Genomic DNA, 19825 nt, shown 5'->3' with positions numbered 1-19825 from the left:
CGAAAGATTGGTATAAGGAAACGCATGAGCACTGCCGCAACACCAACCGCTGCCGGGGTCGCCTGGGATCTCTCGGCCCTGTTTACGGGCATCGACGACCCCAAGATCGCCCAAACCTGGGAGGCAAGCCATGCAAGGGCCGACGCTTTTGCCTCCAACTATCGGGGCCAGGTCGCAAACTTGGACGCGGTGGGCCTGGCCGCGGCCATCCGGGAGGCGGAATCCATTGCTAATGACTCCAGCAAGCCGTTGACCTACGCGCACCTCCGTTTTGCCGGAGACACGTCGGATCCAAAAATCGGGGCATTCTTGCAAGCGCAAACCGAAAAGTCTTCTGAGCTCGGCGTCAAACTCCTCTTTTTCGATATCGAACTCCAACAGATCCCCGAAGATCGGATGGAGCGGCTTTTGCAAAGCCCAGACCTTGCCAATTACCGGCACCACATTCAGCGCGTCCGTGCCTACACACCATACACGCTGGATGAATCGAAAGAAGTCCTCTTGGAAGAGACGGCCAATACCGGGCTCCGGGCGTGGCAGAGGTTGCACGACGAGGTGACTTCCAACCATGTGTTCCACTACACGGATCCCGAATCTGGGGATCAATTGGATATCAGCCAAGAAGAAGTGATTGACAAGCTCCGTGATCCAAACCGGGCGATCCGGCAGGCGGCTGCCGACGCGCTAAGCCAGGGGCTTGCCGAACTAGAACGGGTGATCGTTTACACCTACAACACGATCCTGGCCGACAAAAAGCTCGATGACCGACTACGAGGGTTTGAATACGCGGAAAAAAGCCGGCACCTGGCCAATGAGTTGGATAAGGAGACGGTTGACCTGGTGATGAAACTCTGCAAAGAGCGGGCCGATGTCGTCGAGCGGTACTACCGGGTCAAGCGAGAGATCCTCGGGTTGCCCGAACTGACCCACATCGACCGGTATGCCCCGCTCTTCGAATCAGGGGCCGAAGTTTCTTGGGGCAAAGCCGAAGAGATCGTCTTGAAATCATTCGCCGAATTCCATCCGGAAATCCACAGTCGGGCCAAGGAATTCTTCGACCGGTCTTGGATAGATGCAGAACCCCGTCCCGGAAAAACCGGCGGCGCATTCTGTAGCTACAACACGCCAGACACCCACCCCGTCATCCTCATGACGTATCTGGGCAAACTCACCGACGTCGGCACCCTGGCCCACGAACTCGGGCATGGCGTTCACAGCAGCCTGAGCCGCAAGCAAAGCCTTTACAATTTCCACGGCACTTTGCCCCTCGCCGAATTGGCTTCTATCTTTGCCGAAATCCTGGTGTTCGAAGATTTGGTAAAGTCCGCTTCGCCCAGAGATTCGCTGGCTCTTTATGCAGATAAGATCGAAGGCATTTTCGCCTCCGTCCACCGGCAATCCGCCATGTTCCGCTTTGAGCAAAAGTGCCACAACCACCGTCGCGAACACGGCGAGTTGAGTTCGGAAGAGTTCCAAGGCTATTGGCAAGAAGAGATCCAATCCATGTTTGGCGACGCCGTGTCGTTGGGCGACCAACACAAGCGGTGGTGGCTTTATGTCGGCCACTTTTTTGCCGTGCCGTTCTACGTCTACGCCTATTCGTTCGGTGAACTGCTTACGCTCGCCCTTTATGAGCAGGCAAAGCTGGGCGGGCCCGCGTTCGCCGACCGGTATGTGGACGTTTTGGAACGGGGCGGAAGCGAAACCCCCCACGAGCTGATGGGCCACCTGGGGGTGGATCTCCGATCCGAACAATTTTGGCAGGGCGGTTTTGCCGTCATCGACCGATTGGTCAGCGAATTCGAACAACTGTGGGAGGCCGAAAAAGCCTAACCGAACCTTAACGGTTCCCGACGTCCGACAGGGAACCGTGCGTCGTGATCCGGACTTGTTTCCGAGGGGTCACCGTACAACAGCCGGGCACCCGAAAAAACTAGGAGAGATCAATGAAGACCAATGAAATGCTCAACAACTTCCTGATGGAAGTCCAACACCTTGCCAACAAAGACTTCGACGCGTCCAGCGACGAGCTTTTTTGCGAATGTCCCGGTGGCAAGGCCCGCCCCGCCAGCAGCTACATCGCGGAAGCCGGGCTCCTCAATTCTGCCTCGGCAGAAAAATTACGCAACCCGTCTGCGGAACTCGATATGGGGGCCACATTCGCAACGCTCGGCAACTACAACTCGGTGCAAGCAAGCCGCGAGGCTTTCAACAAAGGGGTTCAAGACCTAAGCGAAGCGATCATGGCGACGAGCGATGACGACCTGAACACCGAACTCAGTGCACCGTGGGGGATGCCCACTACCAAGGGCAAACTCATCCTGCATTCCATCGCCCATTCCATGTACCACCTTGGACAGCTGAATCAAATGCAGCTGATCAAAGGGGACGAAGAAGTCCACTGGATGTAATCAGTTCCAAGCATCCGGGTGGGCCGCATCCCAATACGGGGTGAAATCCGGATGCTGGTAACCGGCCCGCAGTAGCCCGCCAGATTCGATTTGGGGATATTCCAAACTCAGTTGGCGGGCTTCTCCCCACTGGTTCCGCCGCCAAACCCGGTCTGCTGGGACATCTTGTGGATGGCTGTACCCCATCGCCCCCACCAGGTCGGCGAGGACGCGCATGGTTCTGCCGTGGAACTTCGCCACTTTTTCCCCCTTGTCCACCGGGTCAACGCCCCTCTGCCGACCCGCATCCTGCGTGGCAACCCCCACTGGGCATTCGTTGGTATGGCACACCTGCGCCTGAATGCATCCCACGGCCATCATGAAGCCCCGGGCAGAGTTGCACCAGTCGGCACCTTTGGCCAGGTTCTCTAACAGGGCCGTCGCCGTGATCACTTTGCCGGATGCGGCAACCTTAACCTTTTCCCGCAAACCACAACCCCGGAGCGTTTGATCCACAAAGGGCAAGGCGTCTGCCAGCGGCATCCCCATCCGGTCGCTGAATTCGGCTGGTGCGGCACCGGTTCCGCCTTCCCCCCCGTCCACCGTGATGAAGTCCGGGCAGGTTCCGGTTTCCAGCATTGCCTTGCAAATCGCCATGAACTCACTGCGGTTGCCAATGCAAAGCTTGAACCCGACCGGCTTGCCGCCGCTCAACTCACGGAGTTGCCCGATGAACTGACAGAGCCCCCTTGGGCTCCCAAATGCCGAGTGTGACGGCGGGGAGATGCAGTCTTCGCCGACCCGGACCCCCCTGGCTTCGGCGATCGCCTGGTTGACTTTAGCGCCGGGCAGCACCCCGCCATGGCCCGGCTTGGCCCCTTGACTGATTTTGATCTCAACCATTTTCACCGAAGGCTTCCTCGCATTTTCGGCGTACTTTTCTGCACTGAACGTCCCGTCGCTATTCCGGCAACCAAAGTATCCGGTTCCGATTTGCCAAACCACGTCGCCCCCTTCGGCCAAGTGGTAGCGGCTCAGTCCCCCTTCGCCCGTGCAGTGGTAGAACTTGCCGGCCTTTGCTCCCCGGTTCATCGCCAAAATCGCGTTGGGCGAGAGGGCGCCATAGCTCATGGCGGAAATGTTGTACAACGAGCACGAGTACGGCTGTTGGCACTCCGGCCCCCCAACGGTCACCCTCAAGTCACTGTCCTCCAAGTGGCGAGCGGCAATGGAGTGTTCGAACCACAGGTAACCGGGGGCATTGACGTCAAGTTCGGTTCCAAAGGCATCTAGCCCTTCTTGACCTGCAGCCCGCTCGTAAATGAGCTTGCGCTCTTCCCAACTGAACGGCTTGCCCGTCACGTCATCTTCGACAAAGTATTGATGAAGCTCTGGCCTCACCTTAAGCAGCAAATAACGGCCATGCCCGATGACCGGGTAATTGCGGAGGATGTTCTTGTCTTTTTGGGTGATGTCCAAGATCCCGACAAGGATGAGCAGGCCAAAAACCGCCACTGCCACCCACCACCCCGGACCCAAAGCTAGGGCCAAGGCCAAAGATCCGGCAAAGCCGATTCCAACCAGGGCGAAGGCGGTGTAGCGAACCATCGCAACCATGTTACACAACGACCGGCCCCGATCGAGCCTCGAACCCGCTGGGTACCATCCGCACAGCCGACATGATCACTTTCCAAAAGCTCATCCGCACCCTCGACGACTATTGGTCGGGCCAGGGCTGCGCGATTTTGGAAAGCTACGATTCTGAGGTTGGGGCAGGCACGATGCACCCCGCCACCACTCTGCGGAGCCTGGGGCCAGATCCTTGGAACGTCGCCTACGTCCAAGCCAGCCGCAGACCGGCCGACGGCCGATACACGCTCAATCCCCAGAGGTCGCAGCGGTATTTTCAGTATCAGGTGATCATGAAGCCGAGTCCGGTCGATATCGTCGACCTTTACATCGGCTCCCTCAACGCCTTGGGGTTCGACGCCAAAAGCAACGACATCCGATTCGTTGAAGACGATTGGGAATCCCAAGCGGCGGGGGCAGCTGGCGTCGGCTGGGAAGTCTGGCTGAACGGGACTGAAGTTAGCCAGTTCACGTTTTTCCAGCAGATGGGCGGTATCGAGTGCGATCCCGTCTGCGCCGAAATCACCTACGGGCCCGAGCGGCTCTGCCTGATGCTGAACGGGCAAAATTCGTTCTGGGATGGGCTCATGTGGTCAGACCAAATGAGCTACCGCGAAGCCGAATTCGAATCGGAAATGCAGAACAACCTCTACAACTTTGAGGTTGCCGACACGGCCTTGCTGTTCAACCTATTTGACCTTTACGAGGCCGAATCCAAACGGGTGGTTGAAACGCCGGTCCACTATGACGAGGGCCGCAAGATCCTGGTCGTGGGTGCAGGGTCATCTGGTTCCAACTCCCCGATCCGGGAGGCGCTTGTTTATCCGGCGCTGGATTTGGCCCTCAAGTGCAGCCATATCTTCAACCTGCTGGATGCCCGAGGGGCGGTTTCTGTGACCGAGCGGGCCAAGTACATCAACCGGATCCGCGGCCGGGTGCGGGCCTGCTGCCTCAAATATGTGGAAGGGTTGGCAGAAAAACCCAAATCTTAACGATTGCTGTTTATCCTGGTGGGGTCAGGTATTGATCTGAGAGGAAAAAATGAGAAAAATCCTGCTTTTGCCCGCCCTTGCAGTTTTGGCTTCTTCGGCACACGCCATTTCGTTTGCGGGCGATTGGTCGTTCACATACAGTGCGACTCTCACCTATAACACCGCCCTGGCCAGCGGCACGATCAACGATGGGGCCACAAACATCGTCTCGGTTTCTCAATCCGATTCCACTCATTTTGCGTTCCCCTATGCCATTGGCCCAATTTCCGGCCAAGGCGATTTCACTGTATCCGGAACGACGGTCACCGATGTGAACAGCGGCAAAACGACCCCGCCTTTCACAATCGACGTCAACGGTTCGCCGGTCCAAGTCCGCGCCACCTATCCCACTTGGACCCTAACCGGCACGGTGACCGGCATTAACAGCGGGGTGGTTGACGGATTCGGCCCGCGCGGCTACCAAATCGTCGGTGACTCGGTGACGATCAACAACATTTTGGTCGAGGCGTTTTTGTTTGGCGGTTGGCAGAATCTGGGGACCAACAACACTGTGAATCTCCATTCTTGGAGCATGGAACGGGACGCCGTTCCGGAGCCGGCAAGTTTGGCCATCCTGGCCCTTGCTGCAGCAACGGTCAAAAAGCGCCGGCACTGAGCGAAAACGATCCCAAAAACGCCACACCTTTGGAGATGTCGGAATTGCCGACCGTTGCGGTGACCTGGTAAAGCCGACCGTTGGCAAAGACGATGCAGTGGAGTACTTTTGGCGAGTTAGCCGCCGATAAGGCAAAACGAACGGCCGGAAAGCCGTCCACCAACAGATTCTGCACCGATTCCGCCGGAGTTTGGGAGGCAGATTCCGCCCCTTTGCGGGCGGAATCCAGCAGTTCCAAGGCTCCACGCCCGGTTGTGACCCCAGTCGATAGCGGGGTCACCATAACCTGGTAGACCGATTGGCCTTCCCCAGATCGGTACACGGTTCCCGTGAGCTGGCCGGATCCAGTGGAGACCGTGCTCTTCGTCACGGCGACCGTCCCCGGGAATTGAGCCGTAAACCCCTCGGCACGGTATTGGCCGAGCAAGCCAACTGCCAAGCAAAGAACCGGTGTCATTTCTTGGAAGTCCCCAAGGCGGAGGTCGTGTATCCGCCCTTGTGGTCGCCATCATCGGGGACGAACATCCAATCCACAACCCAGGCTTCCCGAACCGTGACCCGATCGCCCGGTTTGATATCCGTGCGCACGGTCGGCACGCTGGTGAGGATGCCGGTGACTTCGCCTTCGCCCCTCGCTTCCACGCTCATCCAAAGGAATTCCGCTCTCTTGCCGTCGTCGTTGGTAAAGATGGCGCTGACAAGATAGTCGCCCTTGCCGTAGCCATTGTTTTGCCAGGCTTTCCAAAACTCGGGGAGCCCTTGGCGGGCTGTTTTAACGGCCTCAACCATCTGACTGCTCAATTCCAGTTTGTCCAAAGGGTCAGATTTCGGCGGTGCCTCCGCAGCCTTTGGTGCTTCCTTCGGGGTTGGCGGAGCGCACCCCACTAACAGGAACAGAGCCAAGGCAGGCACCAGGGTTCGGGTCATATGAGGTCGAACAGATTTGCACCAGGAAGAGTTTCTCGCCATAGTCTCCAGCCACATGTTCCAATTCACGGTTCGGCGTATCCGCCCGTCAGGGACTTCGGGGCGGTACACCGCCACGCCTCTTCAAGGTACCCCTCCAAATCCTCCCGCGCCATCTCATCGAGGCGGATCAGGATCGCCGGATAGTTTTCGTAGTGGGGTTCGGTGAACACCCCGGCGACCCCAGAAGCCAAAATCACATCCTTGGCGCTCAGGCTGGGAACCCGGACGGCAAGAACCGCCTCATTGATCACACGCGGCTTTTTGGGGTCGACGCGCTCCCGCCAACTCCAGCAGAATCCCTTGTGCTTCCCTTTGACCATGACGCCGAAACTGAATTGCTCCCCCTCGCCTTCAACCGCTCCCGGCAATTTGGCGCAGATCGCACGGATGTCGTCGAGGGTGGTCATGGAGCGATGCCTGTGGTGCCCGGGGAGGGACTCGAACCCTCACGGCCGCAAAGCCAACGGATTTTAAGTCCGCTGCGTCTACCATTCCGCCACCCGGGCAGGGAACCCGCCGAGTATACAAGCCGGGTGGCTTCCCCGGCTGAAAGTCCGGTTTGCCGCCCCGGGTCCTTGAACCTCCGCAAAGGGACCGCCCATAATAGGCGTTCGCGTCGCGGCATTGCGCCCCGACCGGAGGCTTTCCCCCATGGCGAAAAAGAAAGGCGAGAAGCGCGAAATCATCCGGCTGGTCTGCACGGAAGACAACAAGCACTACGTGGTCACCACAAAAAACAAGCAGAACACCCCGGACAAGTTGGAGCTCATGAAGTTCAACTCCAACCTGCGCAAAGTCACCCTCCACAAAGAGAAGAAATAAGGATTTTCAAAGATGGCCAACCCGAAACGCAAACACAGCCACGCCCGCGGGGCCAAGCGCCGCACCCACTGGAAGACCTCGCTGCCTGAACTCAGCGAAACCAAAAACGTGAACGGCGAGCCGTTGCACGTCCGCCACTGCGCCAGTCCCGACGGCTACTACAAAGGCCGACGGCTCCCCGGCTTCAAAGACTGATCTCGAAAGACGGATCCGGAAAGCCCAGCCCCCCAGGCCAATCGCCTGGGGGGCTTTTTTTGGGTCAGCGTGCCGGGATGTAGACCTGGTAGGTGTATTCGAAGGTCATCTTTGCCCCTTTCTTCACGGTCGGACGCCATTCGATCAGCGTTGTCGGGTTCACCTGGTTCAGCCGGGCCGCAGATTTGAAGAGGTTTGCGGAGCCTTCTGCTTTCAAGACTTCGCCCTCGATCTGCTTGGAGATTTTCATCTCGACGTCGATCCCTTTGTAATTGGTGATCTCCAAAACGCCCTTGACGGTGACTCGGTCGTGGGAGATGTTTCCATAGCGATCTTTGAGGACCCCGCGTTCGCGGTCAACCTCTTCTTCGCGGGTTTCCGCGGCCACATCCAGGCCCTTGGCGATTTTCACGTAGGCTTTGGTTCCTGGGGTTGTGTACTTAACTTCGTCCATACCGAGCATCTGACCGGCTTGCATCACCAATCCACTTCCGGTGGTCCAGGGCTGCTTCATCGTGTTTTCAAATTCGATCTCGTGCCAAACCGTCAGCTCGTCGCTGCGGTATTCGCGCATCCCTTCTTGGGCCGTGCTGGAAGGCAGGTCAAGGGTGTAAAGGTGCCGGTAGGGGCTCTCTGTTTGGAAAAGGACGTAGTAGCCCCTCTCCCCACCCTTCAACCTCAAAGAGTTCAGGGGCGTGAAGAACAGATCCTCACCGCTGAACCCTTCTCCCGTCTGAGGTTCAAACGCCTGGTATCCGTCAGACGCCTCGCGCCGGAAGGACGCGGCATTCTGGGAAGGGGCCGCCGCCCCACCAAAACCGCCTCCTCCTCCGCCCGTCCCCGACCGCATGAGGGCCGCCGTAAAGGTGAGCGGGTCGAACCCACCGACCGTCGTGAAGTTCGGGAAACCCGTGACCAACCGGGCCGGGATGCCATCTAGGTCGCCAAGGTCGTTGACCACGGTTGCCTTACACGTCATCCGGAGCTTCTTCGGATCGCTTAAGTCGATCTGGTAGGCGGGCACCCAGGTCAGCCCAGATTGAAGCCCCATGATATTGACCGTCGTCCCAGCCCGGCCGGTGATGCGGAGCACCGGCGTCGCCACACTGGATTTGACCACTTTGGTCCATACCAGGTCGTCCCCACCCTTAAAGCTCCCGATTGTTGAGAGTTGCACGAACAGGTGGGTCTTGGATCCCTCGTCCTCGATAACCGCCAATTGGTTGTTGACGGCCAGAACCTTGCCGCGGAGGTCGCGCCACTTTTCATTGTCGTACCACCGGATATCCATGGTCTTGCCAATGTTGTAGGAAAGGGCTTCGCCGACCGAACCGGGCGAAACGGTGGTCTCGTTTTCACTGGTGGATGTGGTCATCACGACGCTGGAAATGGATTGCGTCCCTTCGGCATAGATCCACAGGGTTCCCGTTGCTGCCATCGGCGGCTCCTTGATCAACAGGGTTCCTCCAGAGGGGATCGTGGCTTGGTGGACGGCAACCGCCATCCCGTTCTTGAAAATGGTGGCATCGACGATCTTGGTCTTGGCCAGTTCTTCGGGGGCAGAGAATCCGAGTGCAGCCGAAACGGCGAATGTTGCTAAGGTCATGCGTTTAGCCCTCGCGGCCTGGAGAGACATCCGGGCCGCCAACCCATTGGACGCTTAGGCGCGTCCCGGGTTGCGGCGTTCCCAGATTTCGGCACAGACTCGGTTGACGGTTTGGGCGGCGGCCATCGCCTCCTCTTTGGAGTTCTGGCGTCCGAAAGTGAACCGGAGCCCTTCTTTGGCTTCGGATTCTGGATAGCCGCAAGCGGCCAATACGTGAGATGGCTCCAGGCTCCCGCTGCTGCAGGCGGCGCCACTGCTGGCCGAAACCCCTTCCCTATCCAAGCGGATCAGGGCCGTTTCCGCATCCACTCCCGGGAACCGAATGTGGCTATGCCCGGCCAAGCGCGGAGCATCGGTGACCGACCAGACGAATCGCGGATCGAGCGACGCTTCGAACAAGTCGCGGGCTTCAGCCACCTTTTCTTTCCAACCCAAATCTCGCGCAATCTCCCGGGCGGCGACGCCCGCCCCCACGATTCCCGCAACGTTTTCGGTACCTGCCCGGACTTCCCTTTCCTGCCCCCCGCCGACCATGAGGGCCTTCGGCTTGACGCCCGACCGGGCGTAAAGGATGCCAACCGCCTTGGGGCCATAGAACTTGTGTGCCGAAAGGGTGGCCAAATCGGCTTCAAAGTCATCAACCCGCCAAGTTCCGGGAAATGTCTGGACGGCATCGACGTGGAAAAACGCGGCGTGCTTGCGACAGAATTGCCCGATTTCCGCCACGTCGTTGAGGGTGCCGAGCTCGTTGTTTGCGTGCATCACGCTAACTAAGGCGGTTTGACCGCGAACGTGGTCTTGCAGCCACCCAACATCGACCCTTGCTTGGCGGTCGACAGGGGCGATGAGGACTTTGAACCCCAACAGTTCCAAAAACCCCCGGGTATGGAGCACGCAGTGGTGTTCAGCCGCACCGAGGATCACTTCCCAACTCCCGGTCTGCTCCCGCGCGCTCAAAGCCCCGCCGATGACCGCCAAGTTGGCGGATTCCGTGCCGGAGGAGGTGAACACGACTTCGCCGAAGAGGCAACCGAGCAGCTGGCTGAAGATCTCGCGCGATTCGTCGATCGCCGCTTTGGCGGCCCGTCCTTCTGCGTGCAGCGAACTCGGATTGCCGTACCCGGCCCCAAGCCAGGGCTCCATGGCCAGCTGTGCCTGGGGCAAAACCGGCGTTGTGGCGGCGTGGTCGAGATAGATTCGGTTCATCACGCCAAGATCAGGGAAAAGATGTAGATGGTCGTGTTGTGCAGGAAGTGCATCAGGATTGCCGGGATGAGCGAACCGGTCTGCCTGGTCAAAACCGCAGCCGTCATGCCGATCAACGCCAAGGGCAGCCACAGGGCCGGCCCTTGCGGGTGGATGACCCCAAAGACGCAACCGGTCAGGATGATCGCCATCGTCGGGCTGGCAAACAGCCGCTGCAATGCCGGGAACAGAACTCCCCGGAACATTGGTTCCTCGATCAACGGTGCGGCCGCCGCCGCCACAAAATAGAGCAACAACTGGTTGATCGGATTGCTCCCTTTCACCATTTCGATGATCTCGTGGCTTGGTGGCGGCAAGACATTCTGGAGTGGGGCCGTCACCAAAAGGGCCAACAGGAACAGCGGGAAATTGGCCATGTAGCCGCACAACCCCCATCCCAACTTTTTGAGAAGGTCGGATCGGTCGCCGATGATGCCACGGAACGCGATCCGATCACCGAAAAGGGGGATCGTGCAGAAGACGGGCGTAAGGAGGATCATGACCACGTACACCCCGGCGAGCATGGGGATCAGCGCTCCTTTGAGACTTGGGACGGCCGCGGCAAGCACGCTGGGAATGGCCGAAATGGTCAGGAAGACACCAAAGTAAATCGCCATCCGACCGCCTCGGGCATCGGTTCCTGCCAGGCTGAGGCCAGTCTGGTACCCCCGTGCCGGCAAACTGCCTCCCTTCTTGAGGACGATGTAGGCAACGATTGAGGCGACCCCTCCCAAGAAGATTGCCGCCAAATATCCAAAAATCGCCGCGAAGACTATCGCATTAACCTTGACTCCTGTGGCCTCGACCGGAACCTTGTCCTCGCCAGGATGCGAGGCGATCCACCGGGCGACGTTTTGGGGCGGATCATCGCCGTGAATCTGCGAGGGGTCGGAGAGTTCCCCCGCGAAGGATTGGCCAATTCTCTGGCTCCCCGGATCCTCACTCTTCAATAATTTGTCGATGGCCGACCGATCCAAGGTCTCGCCGTTGACGGCCTGCAAGGCCAAGAGCCACTCCGCTGCCCCATCTGAAACCGACGACTTGGCTTTGAGGCTGCGGATAGTGCCATCGAGGCTGGATTCCGAGCCATCCAAGCCCGCGTCAGGGGATCTTGAACCGGTCTGTTTGGCCAACCGCTTCAGATCCTCCATGGCGGCGAACTGTTTTAACGCCGTCGGCGCAGCCTGGATTTCCGCCGCTGCGGGATCGGCCTCGGCCCGGGCCTTCGGGTCGAATATCGCGCCAAGATTGGAGGCGACAACCAATCCGGCCAGGGCCCCAAAAACAAGCCAGGTCCACCAGTTCCGGGTGAGCTTGGGGGGCGGCAAACCGGGCTCTGCCGGCGCGTCCGGGGACTCCATATCTTTCCACTTTACGTGTTTTGCGCCGAGAAATTCCCCCAGGCCCATGTTTTGGGAATCTGTCGCAAGGCGTATAATCCTATTGCAGACATGAGTCTACCCCTTTCCTATGAAGGATGCCTGCGCTGGCTCTTTTTGGATTTGAATTCCTACTTTGCCAGCGTGGAACAAGCCGAGAATCCCGACTTGGCCGGAAAGCCGGTCGCGGTATGCCCGGTGGAAGGGGACAGCGGGACAATCATCGCCGCCAGTTACGAGGCGAAAAAATTTGGGGTCAAAACCGGCACTCGCGTTGGCGATGCCAAGCGGCTCTGTCCAGGGATCATTTTGGTTGCGGGCCGACCCAACGTTTATGTTTCTTACCACAGGGCCGTGATCCAAGCCACTGAGTCTGTTTTGCCGATCGACAAGGTTTGCAGCATCGACGAATTCCGGATCCGGCTTTTGGGCGAAGAGAGGGATCCCGCCCGCGCCCGGGAAATCGCCCTCCGGATCAAGGCGGCGATCGCCACCCACGTTTCTCCCCAATTGACCAGCAGCATCGGGATTGCGCCCAACGCCTGGCTGGCCAAATTGGCCACCGAGTTCCAAAAACCTGACGGGCTCGTCACGATTTTGCCAGAGGAACTGCCCGACCGGCTGAAGGGCTTGGAACTCACCACGTTCACCGGGATCAACCGGCGGATGAAGGCCCGGTTGAATGCGGCCGGAGTTTTCACGTCAGACGACCTGATTGCCCTGGATCCCGCCGGGTTGAACCGGGCCTTTGGCAGCATCATGGGTGAGCGTTGGTTCTATCTGCTCCGGGGGTACGACCTTGATTTCCAGTTTGGAACCGGAAAATCGTTGGGGCATTCGCACGTTCTGCCGCCCAGCATGCGCAATGACCGTGACACGCGGGCCATTTTGTTGCGACTGGCGCACAAGGCCTGCGCCCGGTTAAGGGCCGAAGGGCTTTGGGCCAAGCATGTGACGCTTTCGGTAGCTGGGCGGATCCGGTCTTGGTCTGCCGAATCCCGAATCCCCCCGACGCAAGACGCGATATCGCTGGCACCGGTCATCGAGCGGCTCTGGTCGACTCGGGATTTCTCCCAACCCACACAGGCGGGGATCACCTTCACCGGTCTGCAAAAGGGGCCAGACGCCACCCCTTCGCTGTTTGAACCGGCCAAGGACTTTGCTCAGCTGGGGCACACGGTGGACCAAGTCAATTCGAAATTCGGGAAGAACTCCGTCTATCTGGCCTCGATCCACCGCAGCAAAGACACAGCCAGCGAGAAGATCGCTTTCAACAAAACATGGCTGTTCAGCGAAGGGAAAGACGACCATGCGTGGCCGGACACATTCCGCGGGCACCCAGAAATGTTGGCCGAACCGGACTAATCACTCGACGTCTTCGCGGGGGGTGTATTCGCCCCGCTGGAACCAAGCCAGGCCAAAGACCGTGCAGCCCGCCACCAACAAACCAAGCACCAACCAAGCAACCCAAGGCTGGACGGCTTGCGAGGTCACAGCTCCGGAAACGACATCCATAAAGTCCTTCTTGGTCTTCTGCACAGAAGGGTGCCCGGCCGCCGCCTTCAGGTAGGGATAGATGGAAAGATAGTAAAGGTCGCCGGGCATATTGGGGACGAACGTCTCCCAGCCGAATGCAAACAGCAAGCAATAGATCATTGCTTTGTTCAAGATAAGGCTGACAAGGATAAACAAACTTCCATAGGCAAGGACGCCGGCCAAGATCACGACGAGATCCCACCAAAACGCCCCGGTTTGAAAGGCGCGCGGGCCGAGGACACCCATGCCGGCACCGAACCAAGAGGCGGACGATGCCGCCGCCACCGCCACAAAGCTGGCAAGGCTCCGGCCGGCCAACAGAGAGGGCCGGTCGATGGAGCGGGTCAGGAGGTAGACGATCGTTTTCTGCTCGATTTCGGCGGCCAACACCTGCATGCCAAAAATGGCACTTGCCAAGGCCAGCACCCGGTAGACCAGAACCTCGATGACCTGGCCATACACAGCCACATCGTCACCCGGTTGGAAGTTCGCCCAAACCCGGGCCACGACCCCGACGGCCAAGGCGATCAAAGCCCAAGTCACAATCCGGCCAGGGCGGATGAAATCCCGCAAGGCGCCGGCAAATGCCAAACCCATTAGCCCGCCCCCACCAGGTACTCGTAGACCGATTCAAGGTTGTTGTCCGGACTCTCCATTTCGGAAATGGCGAATCCTTCGGCGGCGAGCCCGCCCACCACGGAATAGAAATCCCCCGCTTGCCGAGTCTGCACTTCGACCTCACCCAAGCTATCGTCTACCGCCAAGCTGACGACATAGGGCAAGGCGGCAAACCGCGAGGCGAGCTCGCGCGGCCGTTCGGCCCGGATCCTGATCCGGTGCGGATACCGGTCGATGAGGTCGCGGATCTCGCTGACGTCGCCTGAAGCAAGGAGCCGCCCTCGGTGCAAAAGGAGGATCGATCGGGTCATTTGTTCGACTTCAAACAAGATGTGGCTGCTGACCACGATGGCCTTCCCCCTTTGGGCAAGCCCGTCGAGCACATCCATGAACTCTCTCCGCCCGACGGGATCCAAACCGTTTAGCGGCTCATCGAGCAAGAGCAGATCCGGGTCATGGAAAATCGCCTGAGCCAGTTTGATCCGCTGGCGCATCCCTTTGGAATACCCCTTGACGGCTTTGTCGGCGCGGTCGGCCATGCCGACCATTTCCAAAACGTCGCGAGTCCTTCGGGTTCCGGTTTCATGGTCGTACCCCATCATCCGACCCATCCGGTAGACGAATTCCCTTCCGCTCAAATGTTCAGGAAAACTGTCTATATCTGGACAAAGCCCCAGCTTTTCAAAGACAGCGGGGTTGGCAAAGGGATCCTGGCCAAAAACCCTGATTTCACCGGTCGTCGGTCGGATTTGTCCCGTGACCATTTTGAGCAGGGTGGATTTTCCCGCCCCGTTTTGTCCAAGGAGGGCCGTCACACCTGAACCGATCGTGCAGGTGACGTCGTTAAGTCCGATCACATCGCCGTACCAGCGGCTAGCGTGGATCAACTCGATCATTTCACCACCTCGACTGCCCTCACGCGGGCGATTGCGATCCACCAGGCCAGCACCGCCGGAACCACGGCGACCAAAAAGACAAGCCACAGATCGGGGCGCGGAACCACCAAGTCCTGAGAGCGACCGCCCCCGCGGGCAAAAAAGCTCCCATCTGTTCCCAGCACCGATTTCAGTATCCCTTCGCATCCGCCGTAGGGCGACAGGTAATGGATTTTGTCCAAGACCTTTTGAATGGGGCCGGAAACGTCACGCGCTTCCCCGACCAGCTTCGCCATCCCGGCAAAAACCCCGGTCAGCACATAAACCCCGGCGTAGGTAGCCCCGGCGAGCCGGCCCTGGTTGAACAACGAACTCACCCCGAGCATCAACGAAGATTGGTAGGCAGCGACCAAGGCGATCCCCAAAACCACCCGGGGAATCATCCAAGGGTCGTTGGATAGGAATCCGTGTTCGCGGTAATTCATGGCCCCATAAAAAACAAAGAACACCGCCGGGATCGCCATTGCCAAAGCAAAAAGCAAGAAAACTGCTAAAAACTTACCCACAAGATAATCCCGCTTGCTACACGGTTTGCTGAAGTAGACCAGCAGGGCGTTGCTGCGGTTATCGTTGGCAATGCACCCCGCCCCGACCAGCAACAGGATTGCCATCAACAGGAAATGGCCAAATTGGAATCCGTTCAGGAACTGGTCCTTCCAGACGATCCGCTTGAAAAACCCCTCGGCAAATTCCGCCCCACCCATGTTGGAAGCAAAGCTGTCGATGAAATACGTGACGGCGGCCGTGATGAGGTAGTGGCCCCCACTGAGTACCAACAGAACCCAATACGATTTGACTTTGAGCATCCGTTGGATGTGGGTCCGGGCGATGACCCACCAGGCGGGGGCGTGCCGGCCGGAAAACTCGGCAACGTTCCGGTAGCCGAGGTCGGCAATGGGGCTGCTAGCGCGCATCGATGGCCTCCATGAAGGCTTCTTCTAGGCTGCGCATGCCCGGTTTAAGGCCGCGCACTTGGACTCCAGCCTCGTTTGCTGCGGCAAAAACGGGGGCGGCAAGGTCGCCGGTCGGTTCCCCCGATTCCATGCGGTACCAGTTCCCTTTGGCGGAAACAAGGCTGAACCCCCGCTTGCCCATGGCCTGGAGGAACGCGCCGCTGGACTCGCGCAATTCAACGTCGATAGCCCGGCTGGCCAGCCCTCGCAGCTGTTGGACTTCGCCCTGAAGCCGCATTTGGCCCTGGGCGATCACAACAACGCTGTCGCACGTGCGTTCGATATCGGGCAACAGGTGGGAGCAAACCAAAACGTTGACCCCCTTGTTGTGGCTGATGTCTTTGACCAAGTCGAGCATTTCGTGGCGTCCGCGGGGATCCAGCCCGTTTGTGGGTTCATCTAGCAGCAAAAGTTTGGGGCCATGCACCAGCGCTTGGGCCAGCTTGATCCGCTGCTTCATGCCGGTGGAGTAGGTTTCAACCGCCCGGTACCGGGCTTCACCCAGCCCGGTGTATTCGATGACTTCGTGTGCGCGTTGCAGGGCGTGGTTGCGTGCCATTCCGGCCAGCTCGCCCGCATAGGCGACGAATTGCACGGCGTTCATGCCCGGGATGTGGCAATCCTGTTCGGGCATGTAGCCGACGACCTGGCGGATGGCATTGCCGTCCCGGCCGATGACGTTACCCAGCACGTCGCCCCCACCACCTGCCGGCTTGATGAAGCCGAGCATGGTTTTGAGCATGGTGGTTTTTCCCGCGCCGTTGGGGCCGAGCAAACCGACGCACCCTTCGGGAACCTGAACCGAAAAGTCGCGCAAGGCCACAAAACGGCCATACGCCACAGTCAGGTTTTGCAGGGTGACGACGGCCAAAGTAGAGAGACTTTACTCCCGGTCGCCGATTAGGTTGCGCCGGGGAGGATTTTGGGCCCGGTGAAGAAGGGCCGGGCCGGTAACCTGGAATGATTATGGAAACGACTTTGGTGCTGATCAAGCCGGGCGGAGTGGCCCGCAACCTGAATGGCGAGATCATCCGCCGCATCGAGTTGCGCGGGCTCAAAATCACCGGGCTCAAGCTGATGAACGCCCCCCGCGCCACCGTGGAAGAGCATTACGCTGAGCACAAAGAGCGTCCGTTTTTCAACGACGTCGTCAACTACCTGTGCAGCGGCCCGGTCGTGGCGCTGGCCGTGGCCGGCCCCAATGCCACCAAAGCCATTCGCATGATGATGGGTGCCACCACCCCAGTGGAAGCCGAACCCGGCACGGTTCGCGGCGACATGGCCCTGACGATTGAAGATAATTTGGTCCACTCATCCAGCGATCCTGAGGCCGCCGCCCGCGAGCTCAGCCTCTGGTTCCCGGAAGGTTTGGTCGGCTGAACTAGCCGCCCGGAGGGGGATTGTCGCCATATTTGCTGATTTGCCACTCCAGTTGCGGGACAAGCCGTTCTAATTCTTTGCGTATGTATCGCCTGTCGCTCATCTCTGCAACCGGATGATCGCATCGGCGGCCTCTTTGGCAAAGTCCGGATCAGTTCCTTTGGCGGCAATATGGTAGTTGCGAAGGGCAGAAGCCGTATCGTGGATGGCTTCGTAGGCACGCCCTGCAAGCAATGTGAGAGCCTGATCCTTTCCAAACAAAGCAATGACTTGGCCCCTTTCAATCCCTTCCACGGCCATTTGCTTTTCAATCAGCGCAATCACGATGTAAGGGTTCGAACTATACATGCCGCACATAACGACGGTGCCGTTCCGTCTTAGGGTTTCCCTATCAGGAGACTCCGTGGCATCTTCTGGGTCGGCAGCGATGTATTTTCTTGATAGATTCCAGCTTTTCGACTCGGGCAGATCGAAGTAATGCTCATACCCGTTAAATCCGAAATAGTCCAGTTGAACACTTCCTGTAGAAGAGCCAGCAAACGCGTACTGCATCTTCAATTTAATGTGAATCGAATCGAATTGCTTGTTCTGATGAGCCTCTACGTAAATATTCTGATAAGCGTTTGCCCAAATCGATAGATCGTGGTACGGCCTCTTCAGTAGCTCGATCTGGAATATGGTTTCCAAGATATCTGGCTCTTTTGGCCAGAAGGATCTCCAATTCCACATCAGATGCTCCGCGTCTACTCCATTACCAAGTTTGATTAGGGCCTGCGCACTGGCCAGGTCGCTGCGGTACCTTTGCTGGCTTTCCGGATCCAACTGCGAGATGTGTTGAATGAGTTCACCGCCTCTCATAAGGATGGGGTTACTCCCTCCCCCGCGCTCTTGGAGAGCCGGTTGAAACGTGATCGCGAGGATGATTGAGGTGATAGTCATGGGTTGCCTTCTATTGTGGGTAAATCGGGAAGTCGGGGTAGCTCACGGCGGTTCCGACGGTTATTGCACTACCGGAATCGAGCTGCCAGGTGCCAGAGACTTTGGTTGCTGAACCGTGGGGGTTCCACGTTGTCGAAACTACCGGGACTTCGTAGCTTTCAAAACCGTTCCAAGGTGGTTTGTACATCAGGAATACTTCATGGTGGTCGTTCATCTCCATCTTCTTATCCGACGGCGAGCAATTCATGTACGGTTGATCGATCTCCAATTTAAGTCCAGAAAGCGCAGGAAAGTATCCTATGCTAGCTACAATGTATGGCAAACCGCCATCCAACTTTCTGCCGCCCGAAAAGTTTGCGTAGGGAACATTCATTGGAAGCCGGTTATTATTTGCATCCGTATACCAGCGGTCAACTCCAGTCAACGTATTCACATAAAAAACAGTATCGCCATTACCCGTCTGGAAAACCGTCGGCGTATACATCTCAGTTGTCCACTTTACGCCAAATTGACCGGTCTGACCAGCAAAATTCGGTTGGTACCAACTGTTGTTCGGGATCGTCACCGTCAGGCCGGTAGTACCGAAAATTGGCTGCGAACCGTACAACCATACTCCCATCGACCCTTGCGAAAAAGTCATAGAAGGGCTTTCCGGAGGCGCAATTGTGATGCTCACATTTAAGTCCATATCCCCCAATCCCCAAAGATCTGGTGAGAACGTGCATGCCAGAGTGCTGGATTGTGGCTTCGCATAGGCAAGTTGCAGGTTGACATTATTCACATTGATCGTCGTATTCAACGTTGCAGCGGACTGGCCCATTACATACGAATTGAATTTTCTATCACCCGACGCTGTCCAGGTGTACGTTTCGCCCCCATCCAAGGGCAAACTCGTCGTTAATTTCGCCTCCACTTTCTGACCGATCAAGCACTTTGGGTCCGTATATTTATCGCGGACACCTTGCAACGAGATGCTGACCGGATAGGCGGCCACGGTGAAGGCACCACTGACAGAAGCGGCGGCGAGCCCCGATTGCGAATTGACGTTTAGCGTTGCGGCGGCGCTTGCCGATATCTGCTTTGTAAATGATGAACCAGGATTCTGGATGACGGTTACATCGTCGCCATACAACACAATTCCATTCGTCGTTGGAATGCTCGTTGTGGAAAAACTGGAGCTGGCAGAAAAAGTGTCTCCTTCTGCAACCACCGTAACGACTTCGGTTACAACGACTATGGGCGGGGGCGTCTGACCAGTACCGGCGTCGTCCCAAGTAAATGTGGCTTTCATCGTGCCTCCGGTGTCACAAGTGCCCGTCGATATCGACCGCCAAGATCCCCCTGAAAATGCCCCAGATGAGTAAGTTCCTCCGGTAGGAGGAGTTAACGAGCTCCAGTTCCTGCTTGCTGATCCGGCTGGCCCCGTCGTGTGGTCGGTGCCGCTACTCGTTGTCCAAGTCACCACGTAACCAGGTGTCGGGGGGGGGGGGAGGCGACCGGGCTCATGGCACTCTTTGCCGAAACACCCGTGCCCGGAACCAAAACCGCGACAACCGCACACACCACTAATGCCAACGGCAAC

21 protein-coding genes and 1 tRNA gene are annotated in these 19825 nt (G+C 58.2%); 8 read left to right on the top strand and 14 right to left on the bottom strand.

Going from position 1 to position 19825, the window contains the following annotated elements; all coding sequences use genetic code 11:
- Positions 1-24: 24 nt before the first annotated feature.
- Positions 25-1833 carry a M3 family oligoendopeptidase gene (locus tag JNM28_08220; GenBank protein MBL8068420.1) on the top strand — a complete coding sequence of 603 codons (1809 nt, stop codon included), beginning with the start codon at positions 25-27 and terminating at the stop codon, positions 1831-1833.
- 113 nt (positions 1834-1946) lie between these two features.
- Entirely contained in the window at positions 1947-2411 is a 465-nt protein-coding gene (locus JNM28_08215) for a DinB family protein (GenBank protein ID MBL8068419.1), read from the top strand.
- Here JNM28_08215 and JNM28_08210 read toward each other — a convergent pair whose 3' ends face one another.
- Positions 2412-4007: an FMN-binding glutamate synthase family protein gene (locus tag JNM28_08210; protein MBL8068418.1), complete on the bottom strand. Its 1596-nt coding sequence runs from the start codon at positions 4005-4007 to the stop codon at positions 2412-2414.
- Between the two features lie 65 nt (positions 4008-4072).
- Here JNM28_08210 and JNM28_08205 point away from each other — a divergent pair, with 65 nt between their 5' ends.
- Positions 4073-5011, top strand: coding sequence for a glycine--tRNA ligase subunit alpha (locus JNM28_08205; GenBank protein MBL8068417.1), 939 nt, complete (start codon positions 4073-4075; stop codon positions 5009-5011).
- A 49-nt stretch (positions 5012-5060) separates the two neighbouring features.
- Complete coding sequence (locus JNM28_08200; GenBank protein MBL8068416.1) at positions 5061-5666, top strand: PEP-CTERM sorting domain-containing protein; 606 nt, start codon at positions 5061-5063, stop codon at positions 5664-5666.
- Here JNM28_08200 and JNM28_08195 read toward each other — a convergent pair.
- The 4 genes from JNM28_08195 to JNM28_08180 all read right to left on the bottom strand — a co-directional run bounded on the left by JNM28_08195 (position 5647) and on the right by JNM28_08180 (position 7141).
- Complete coding sequence (locus JNM28_08195) at positions 5647-6123, bottom strand: hypothetical protein (protein MBL8068415.1); 477 nt, start codon at positions 6121-6123, stop codon at positions 5647-5649. The genes JNM28_08200 and JNM28_08195 overlap by 20 nt on opposite strands.
- Complete coding sequence (locus tag JNM28_08190) at positions 6120-6455, bottom strand: DUF2314 domain-containing protein (protein ID MBL8068414.1); 336 nt, start codon at positions 6453-6455, stop codon at positions 6120-6122. Before JNM28_08190 ends, JNM28_08195 begins: the two co-directional genes overlap by 4 nt.
- Before the next feature lie 203 nt (positions 6456-6658).
- Positions 6659-7042, bottom strand: coding sequence for a hypothetical protein (locus tag JNM28_08185; GenBank protein ID MBL8068413.1), 384 nt, complete (start codon positions 7040-7042; stop codon positions 6659-6661).
- Between the two features lie 13 nt (positions 7043-7055).
- Positions 7056-7141: transfer RNA gene (locus JNM28_08180), tRNA-Leu, on the bottom strand.
- A 145-nt stretch (positions 7142-7286) separates the two neighbouring features.
- Here JNM28_08180 and rpmG point away from each other — a divergent pair.
- On the top strand, positions 7287-7457 hold the full coding sequence (gene rpmG / locus JNM28_08175) for a 50S ribosomal protein L33 (GenBank protein ID MBL8068412.1): 171 nt from the start codon (positions 7287-7289) through the stop codon (positions 7455-7457).
- A gap of 12 nt (positions 7458-7469) precedes the next feature.
- Positions 7470-7652, top strand: coding sequence for a 50S ribosomal protein L32 (gene rpmF, locus JNM28_08170; GenBank protein ID MBL8068411.1), 183 nt, complete (start codon positions 7470-7472; stop codon positions 7650-7652).
- Between the two features lie 64 nt (positions 7653-7716).
- Here the strand turns inward: rpmF and JNM28_08165 are convergent, their stop codons facing one another.
- Genes JNM28_08165 through JNM28_08155 form a run of 3 tightly spaced genes read right to left on the bottom strand, consistent with a single transcriptional unit; the run spans position 7717 to position 11864 of the window.
- Complete coding sequence (locus tag JNM28_08165) at positions 7717-9258, bottom strand: hypothetical protein (protein ID MBL8068410.1); 1542 nt, start codon at positions 9256-9258, stop codon at positions 7717-7719.
- Positions 9259-9312: 54 nt separating this feature from the next.
- Complete coding sequence (locus JNM28_08160; GenBank protein ID MBL8068409.1) at positions 9313-10464, bottom strand: cysteine desulfurase; 1152 nt, start codon at positions 10462-10464, stop codon at positions 9313-9315.
- Positions 10464-11864: a CPBP family intramembrane metalloprotease gene (locus tag JNM28_08155; GenBank protein MBL8068408.1), complete on the bottom strand. Its 1401-nt coding sequence runs from the start codon at positions 11862-11864 to the stop codon at positions 10464-10466. Before JNM28_08155 ends, JNM28_08160 begins: the two co-directional genes overlap by 1 nt.
- A 90-nt stretch (positions 11865-11954) precedes the next feature.
- On the opposite strand from JNM28_08155, the gene JNM28_08150 reads away from it, so the two are divergent.
- A complete protein-coding gene (locus JNM28_08150) occupies positions 11955-13247 on the top strand; it encodes a DNA polymerase (protein MBL8068407.1) in 1293 nt (430 codons plus the stop codon).
- Here JNM28_08150 and JNM28_08145 read toward each other — a convergent pair whose 3' ends face one another.
- The 4 genes from JNM28_08145 to JNM28_08130 are packed head-to-tail and all read right to left on the bottom strand — an operon-like array spanning position 13248 to position 16795.
- Positions 13248-14015 (bottom strand): ABC transporter permease subunit, encoded by a 768-nt coding sequence (locus JNM28_08145; GenBank protein MBL8068406.1) that lies wholly within the window; start codon positions 14013-14015, stop codon positions 13248-13250.
- The gene (locus JNM28_08140) at positions 14015-14932 is read right to left on the bottom strand and encodes an ABC transporter ATP-binding protein (GenBank protein MBL8068405.1); all 918 of its coding nucleotides are present in this window, start codon (positions 14930-14932) and stop codon (positions 14015-14017) included. Before JNM28_08140 ends, JNM28_08145 begins: the two co-directional genes overlap by 1 nt.
- Positions 14929-15885: an ABC transporter permease subunit gene (locus tag JNM28_08135; GenBank protein MBL8068404.1), complete on the bottom strand. Its 957-nt coding sequence runs from the start codon at positions 15883-15885 to the stop codon at positions 14929-14931. The genes JNM28_08140 and JNM28_08135 overlap by 4 nt, the downstream gene beginning before the upstream one ends.
- Positions 15875-16795, bottom strand: coding sequence for an ABC transporter ATP-binding protein (locus JNM28_08130; protein MBL8068403.1), 921 nt, complete (start codon positions 16793-16795; stop codon positions 15875-15877). Before JNM28_08130 ends, JNM28_08135 begins: the two co-directional genes overlap by 11 nt.
- A 95-nt stretch (positions 16796-16890) precedes the next feature.
- On the opposite strand from JNM28_08130, the gene ndk reads away from it, so the two are divergent.
- Positions 16891-17304 (top strand): nucleoside-diphosphate kinase, encoded by a 414-nt coding sequence (ndk, locus tag JNM28_08125; GenBank protein ID MBL8068402.1) that lies wholly within the window; start codon positions 16891-16893, stop codon positions 17302-17304.
- A 99-nt stretch (positions 17305-17403) separates the two neighbouring features.
- On the opposite strand, the gene JNM28_08120 is transcribed toward ndk, so the two are convergent.
- Together JNM28_08120 and JNM28_08115 are read right to left on the bottom strand one after the other, a co-directional pair.
- A complete protein-coding gene (locus JNM28_08120; GenBank protein ID MBL8068401.1) occupies positions 17404-18243 on the bottom strand; it encodes a hypothetical protein in 840 nt (279 codons plus the stop codon).
- A gap of 10 nt (positions 18244-18253) precedes the next feature.
- Entirely contained in the window at positions 18254-19534 is a 1281-nt protein-coding gene (locus JNM28_08115; protein ID MBL8068400.1) for a hypothetical protein, read from the bottom strand.
- Between the last annotated feature and the right edge of the window lie 291 nt (positions 19535-19825).

This window comes from Armatimonadota bacterium, from assembly GCA_016789105.1.
Taxonomy (GTDB): domain Bacteria; phylum Armatimonadota; class Fimbriimonadia; order Fimbriimonadales; family Fimbriimonadaceae; genus UphvI-Ar2.
Note: the sequence above shows the minus strand (reverse complement) of the source record. Positions and strands in the feature narration are given on the sequence as shown.

What these genes read in the sequence shown, in the direction of transcription:
- JNM28_08150 (MBL8068407.1), top strand. Translation starts at nt 11,955, where the DNA reads ATGAGTCTACCCCTTTCCTATGAAGGATGCCTGCGCTGGCTCTTTTTG.
- JNM28_08145 (MBL8068406.1), bottom strand. Translation starts at nt 14,015, where the DNA reads ATGGGTTTGGCATTTGCCGGCGCCTTGCGGGATTTCATCCGCCCTGGC.
- JNM28_08155 (MBL8068408.1), bottom strand. Translation starts at nt 11,864, where the DNA reads ATGGAGTCCCCGGACGCGCCGGCAGAGCCCGGTTTGCCGCCCCCCAAG.
- rpmG (MBL8068412.1), top strand. Translation starts at nt 7,287, where the DNA reads ATGGCGAAAAAGAAAGGCGAGAAGCGCGAAATCATCCGGCTGGTCTGC.
- JNM28_08185 (MBL8068413.1), bottom strand. Translation starts at nt 7,042, where the DNA reads ATGACCACCCTCGACGACATCCGTGCGATCTGCGCCAAATTGCCGGGA.
- JNM28_08140 (MBL8068405.1), bottom strand. Translation starts at nt 14,932, where the DNA reads ATGATCGAGTTGATCCACGCTAGCCGCTGGTACGGCGATGTGATCGGA.
- JNM28_08190 (MBL8068414.1), bottom strand. Translation starts at nt 6,455, where the DNA reads ATGGTTGAGGCCGTTAAAACAGCCCGCCAAGGGCTCCCCGAGTTTTGG.
- rpmF (MBL8068411.1), top strand. Translation starts at nt 7,470, where the DNA reads ATGGCCAACCCGAAACGCAAACACAGCCACGCCCGCGGGGCCAAGCGC.
- JNM28_08210 (MBL8068418.1), bottom strand. Translation starts at nt 4,007, where the DNA reads ATGGTTGCGATGGTTCGCTACACCGCCTTCGCCCTGGTTGGAATCGGC.
- JNM28_08220 (MBL8068420.1), top strand. Translation starts at nt 25, where the DNA reads ATGAGCACTGCCGCAACACCAACCGCTGCCGGGGTCGCCTGGGATCTC.
- JNM28_08160 (MBL8068409.1), bottom strand. Translation starts at nt 10,464, where the DNA reads ATGAACCGAATCTATCTCGACCACGCCGCCACAACGCCGGTTTTGCCC.
- JNM28_08200 (MBL8068416.1), top strand. Translation starts at nt 5,061, where the DNA reads ATGAGAAAAATCCTGCTTTTGCCCGCCCTTGCAGTTTTGGCTTCTTCG.
- JNM28_08135 (MBL8068404.1), bottom strand. Translation starts at nt 15,885, where the DNA reads ATGCGCGCTAGCAGCCCCATTGCCGACCTCGGCTACCGGAACGTTGCC.
- JNM28_08115 (MBL8068400.1), bottom strand. Translation starts at nt 19,534, where the DNA reads ATGAAAGCCACATTTACTTGGGACGACGCCGGTACTGGTCAGACGCCC.
- JNM28_08165 (MBL8068410.1), bottom strand. Translation starts at nt 9,258, where the DNA reads ATGACCTTAGCAACATTCGCCGTTTCGGCTGCACTCGGATTCTCTGCC.
- ndk (MBL8068402.1), top strand. Translation starts at nt 16,891, where the DNA reads ATGGAAACGACTTTGGTGCTGATCAAGCCGGGCGGAGTGGCCCGCAAC.
- JNM28_08195 (MBL8068415.1), bottom strand. Translation starts at nt 6,123, where the DNA reads ATGACACCGGTTCTTTGCTTGGCAGTTGGCTTGCTCGGCCAATACCGT.
- JNM28_08120 (MBL8068401.1), bottom strand. Translation starts at nt 18,243, where the DNA reads ATGACTATCACCTCAATCATCCTCGCGATCACGTTTCAACCGGCTCTC.
- JNM28_08215 (MBL8068419.1), top strand. Translation starts at nt 1,947, where the DNA reads ATGAAGACCAATGAAATGCTCAACAACTTCCTGATGGAAGTCCAACAC.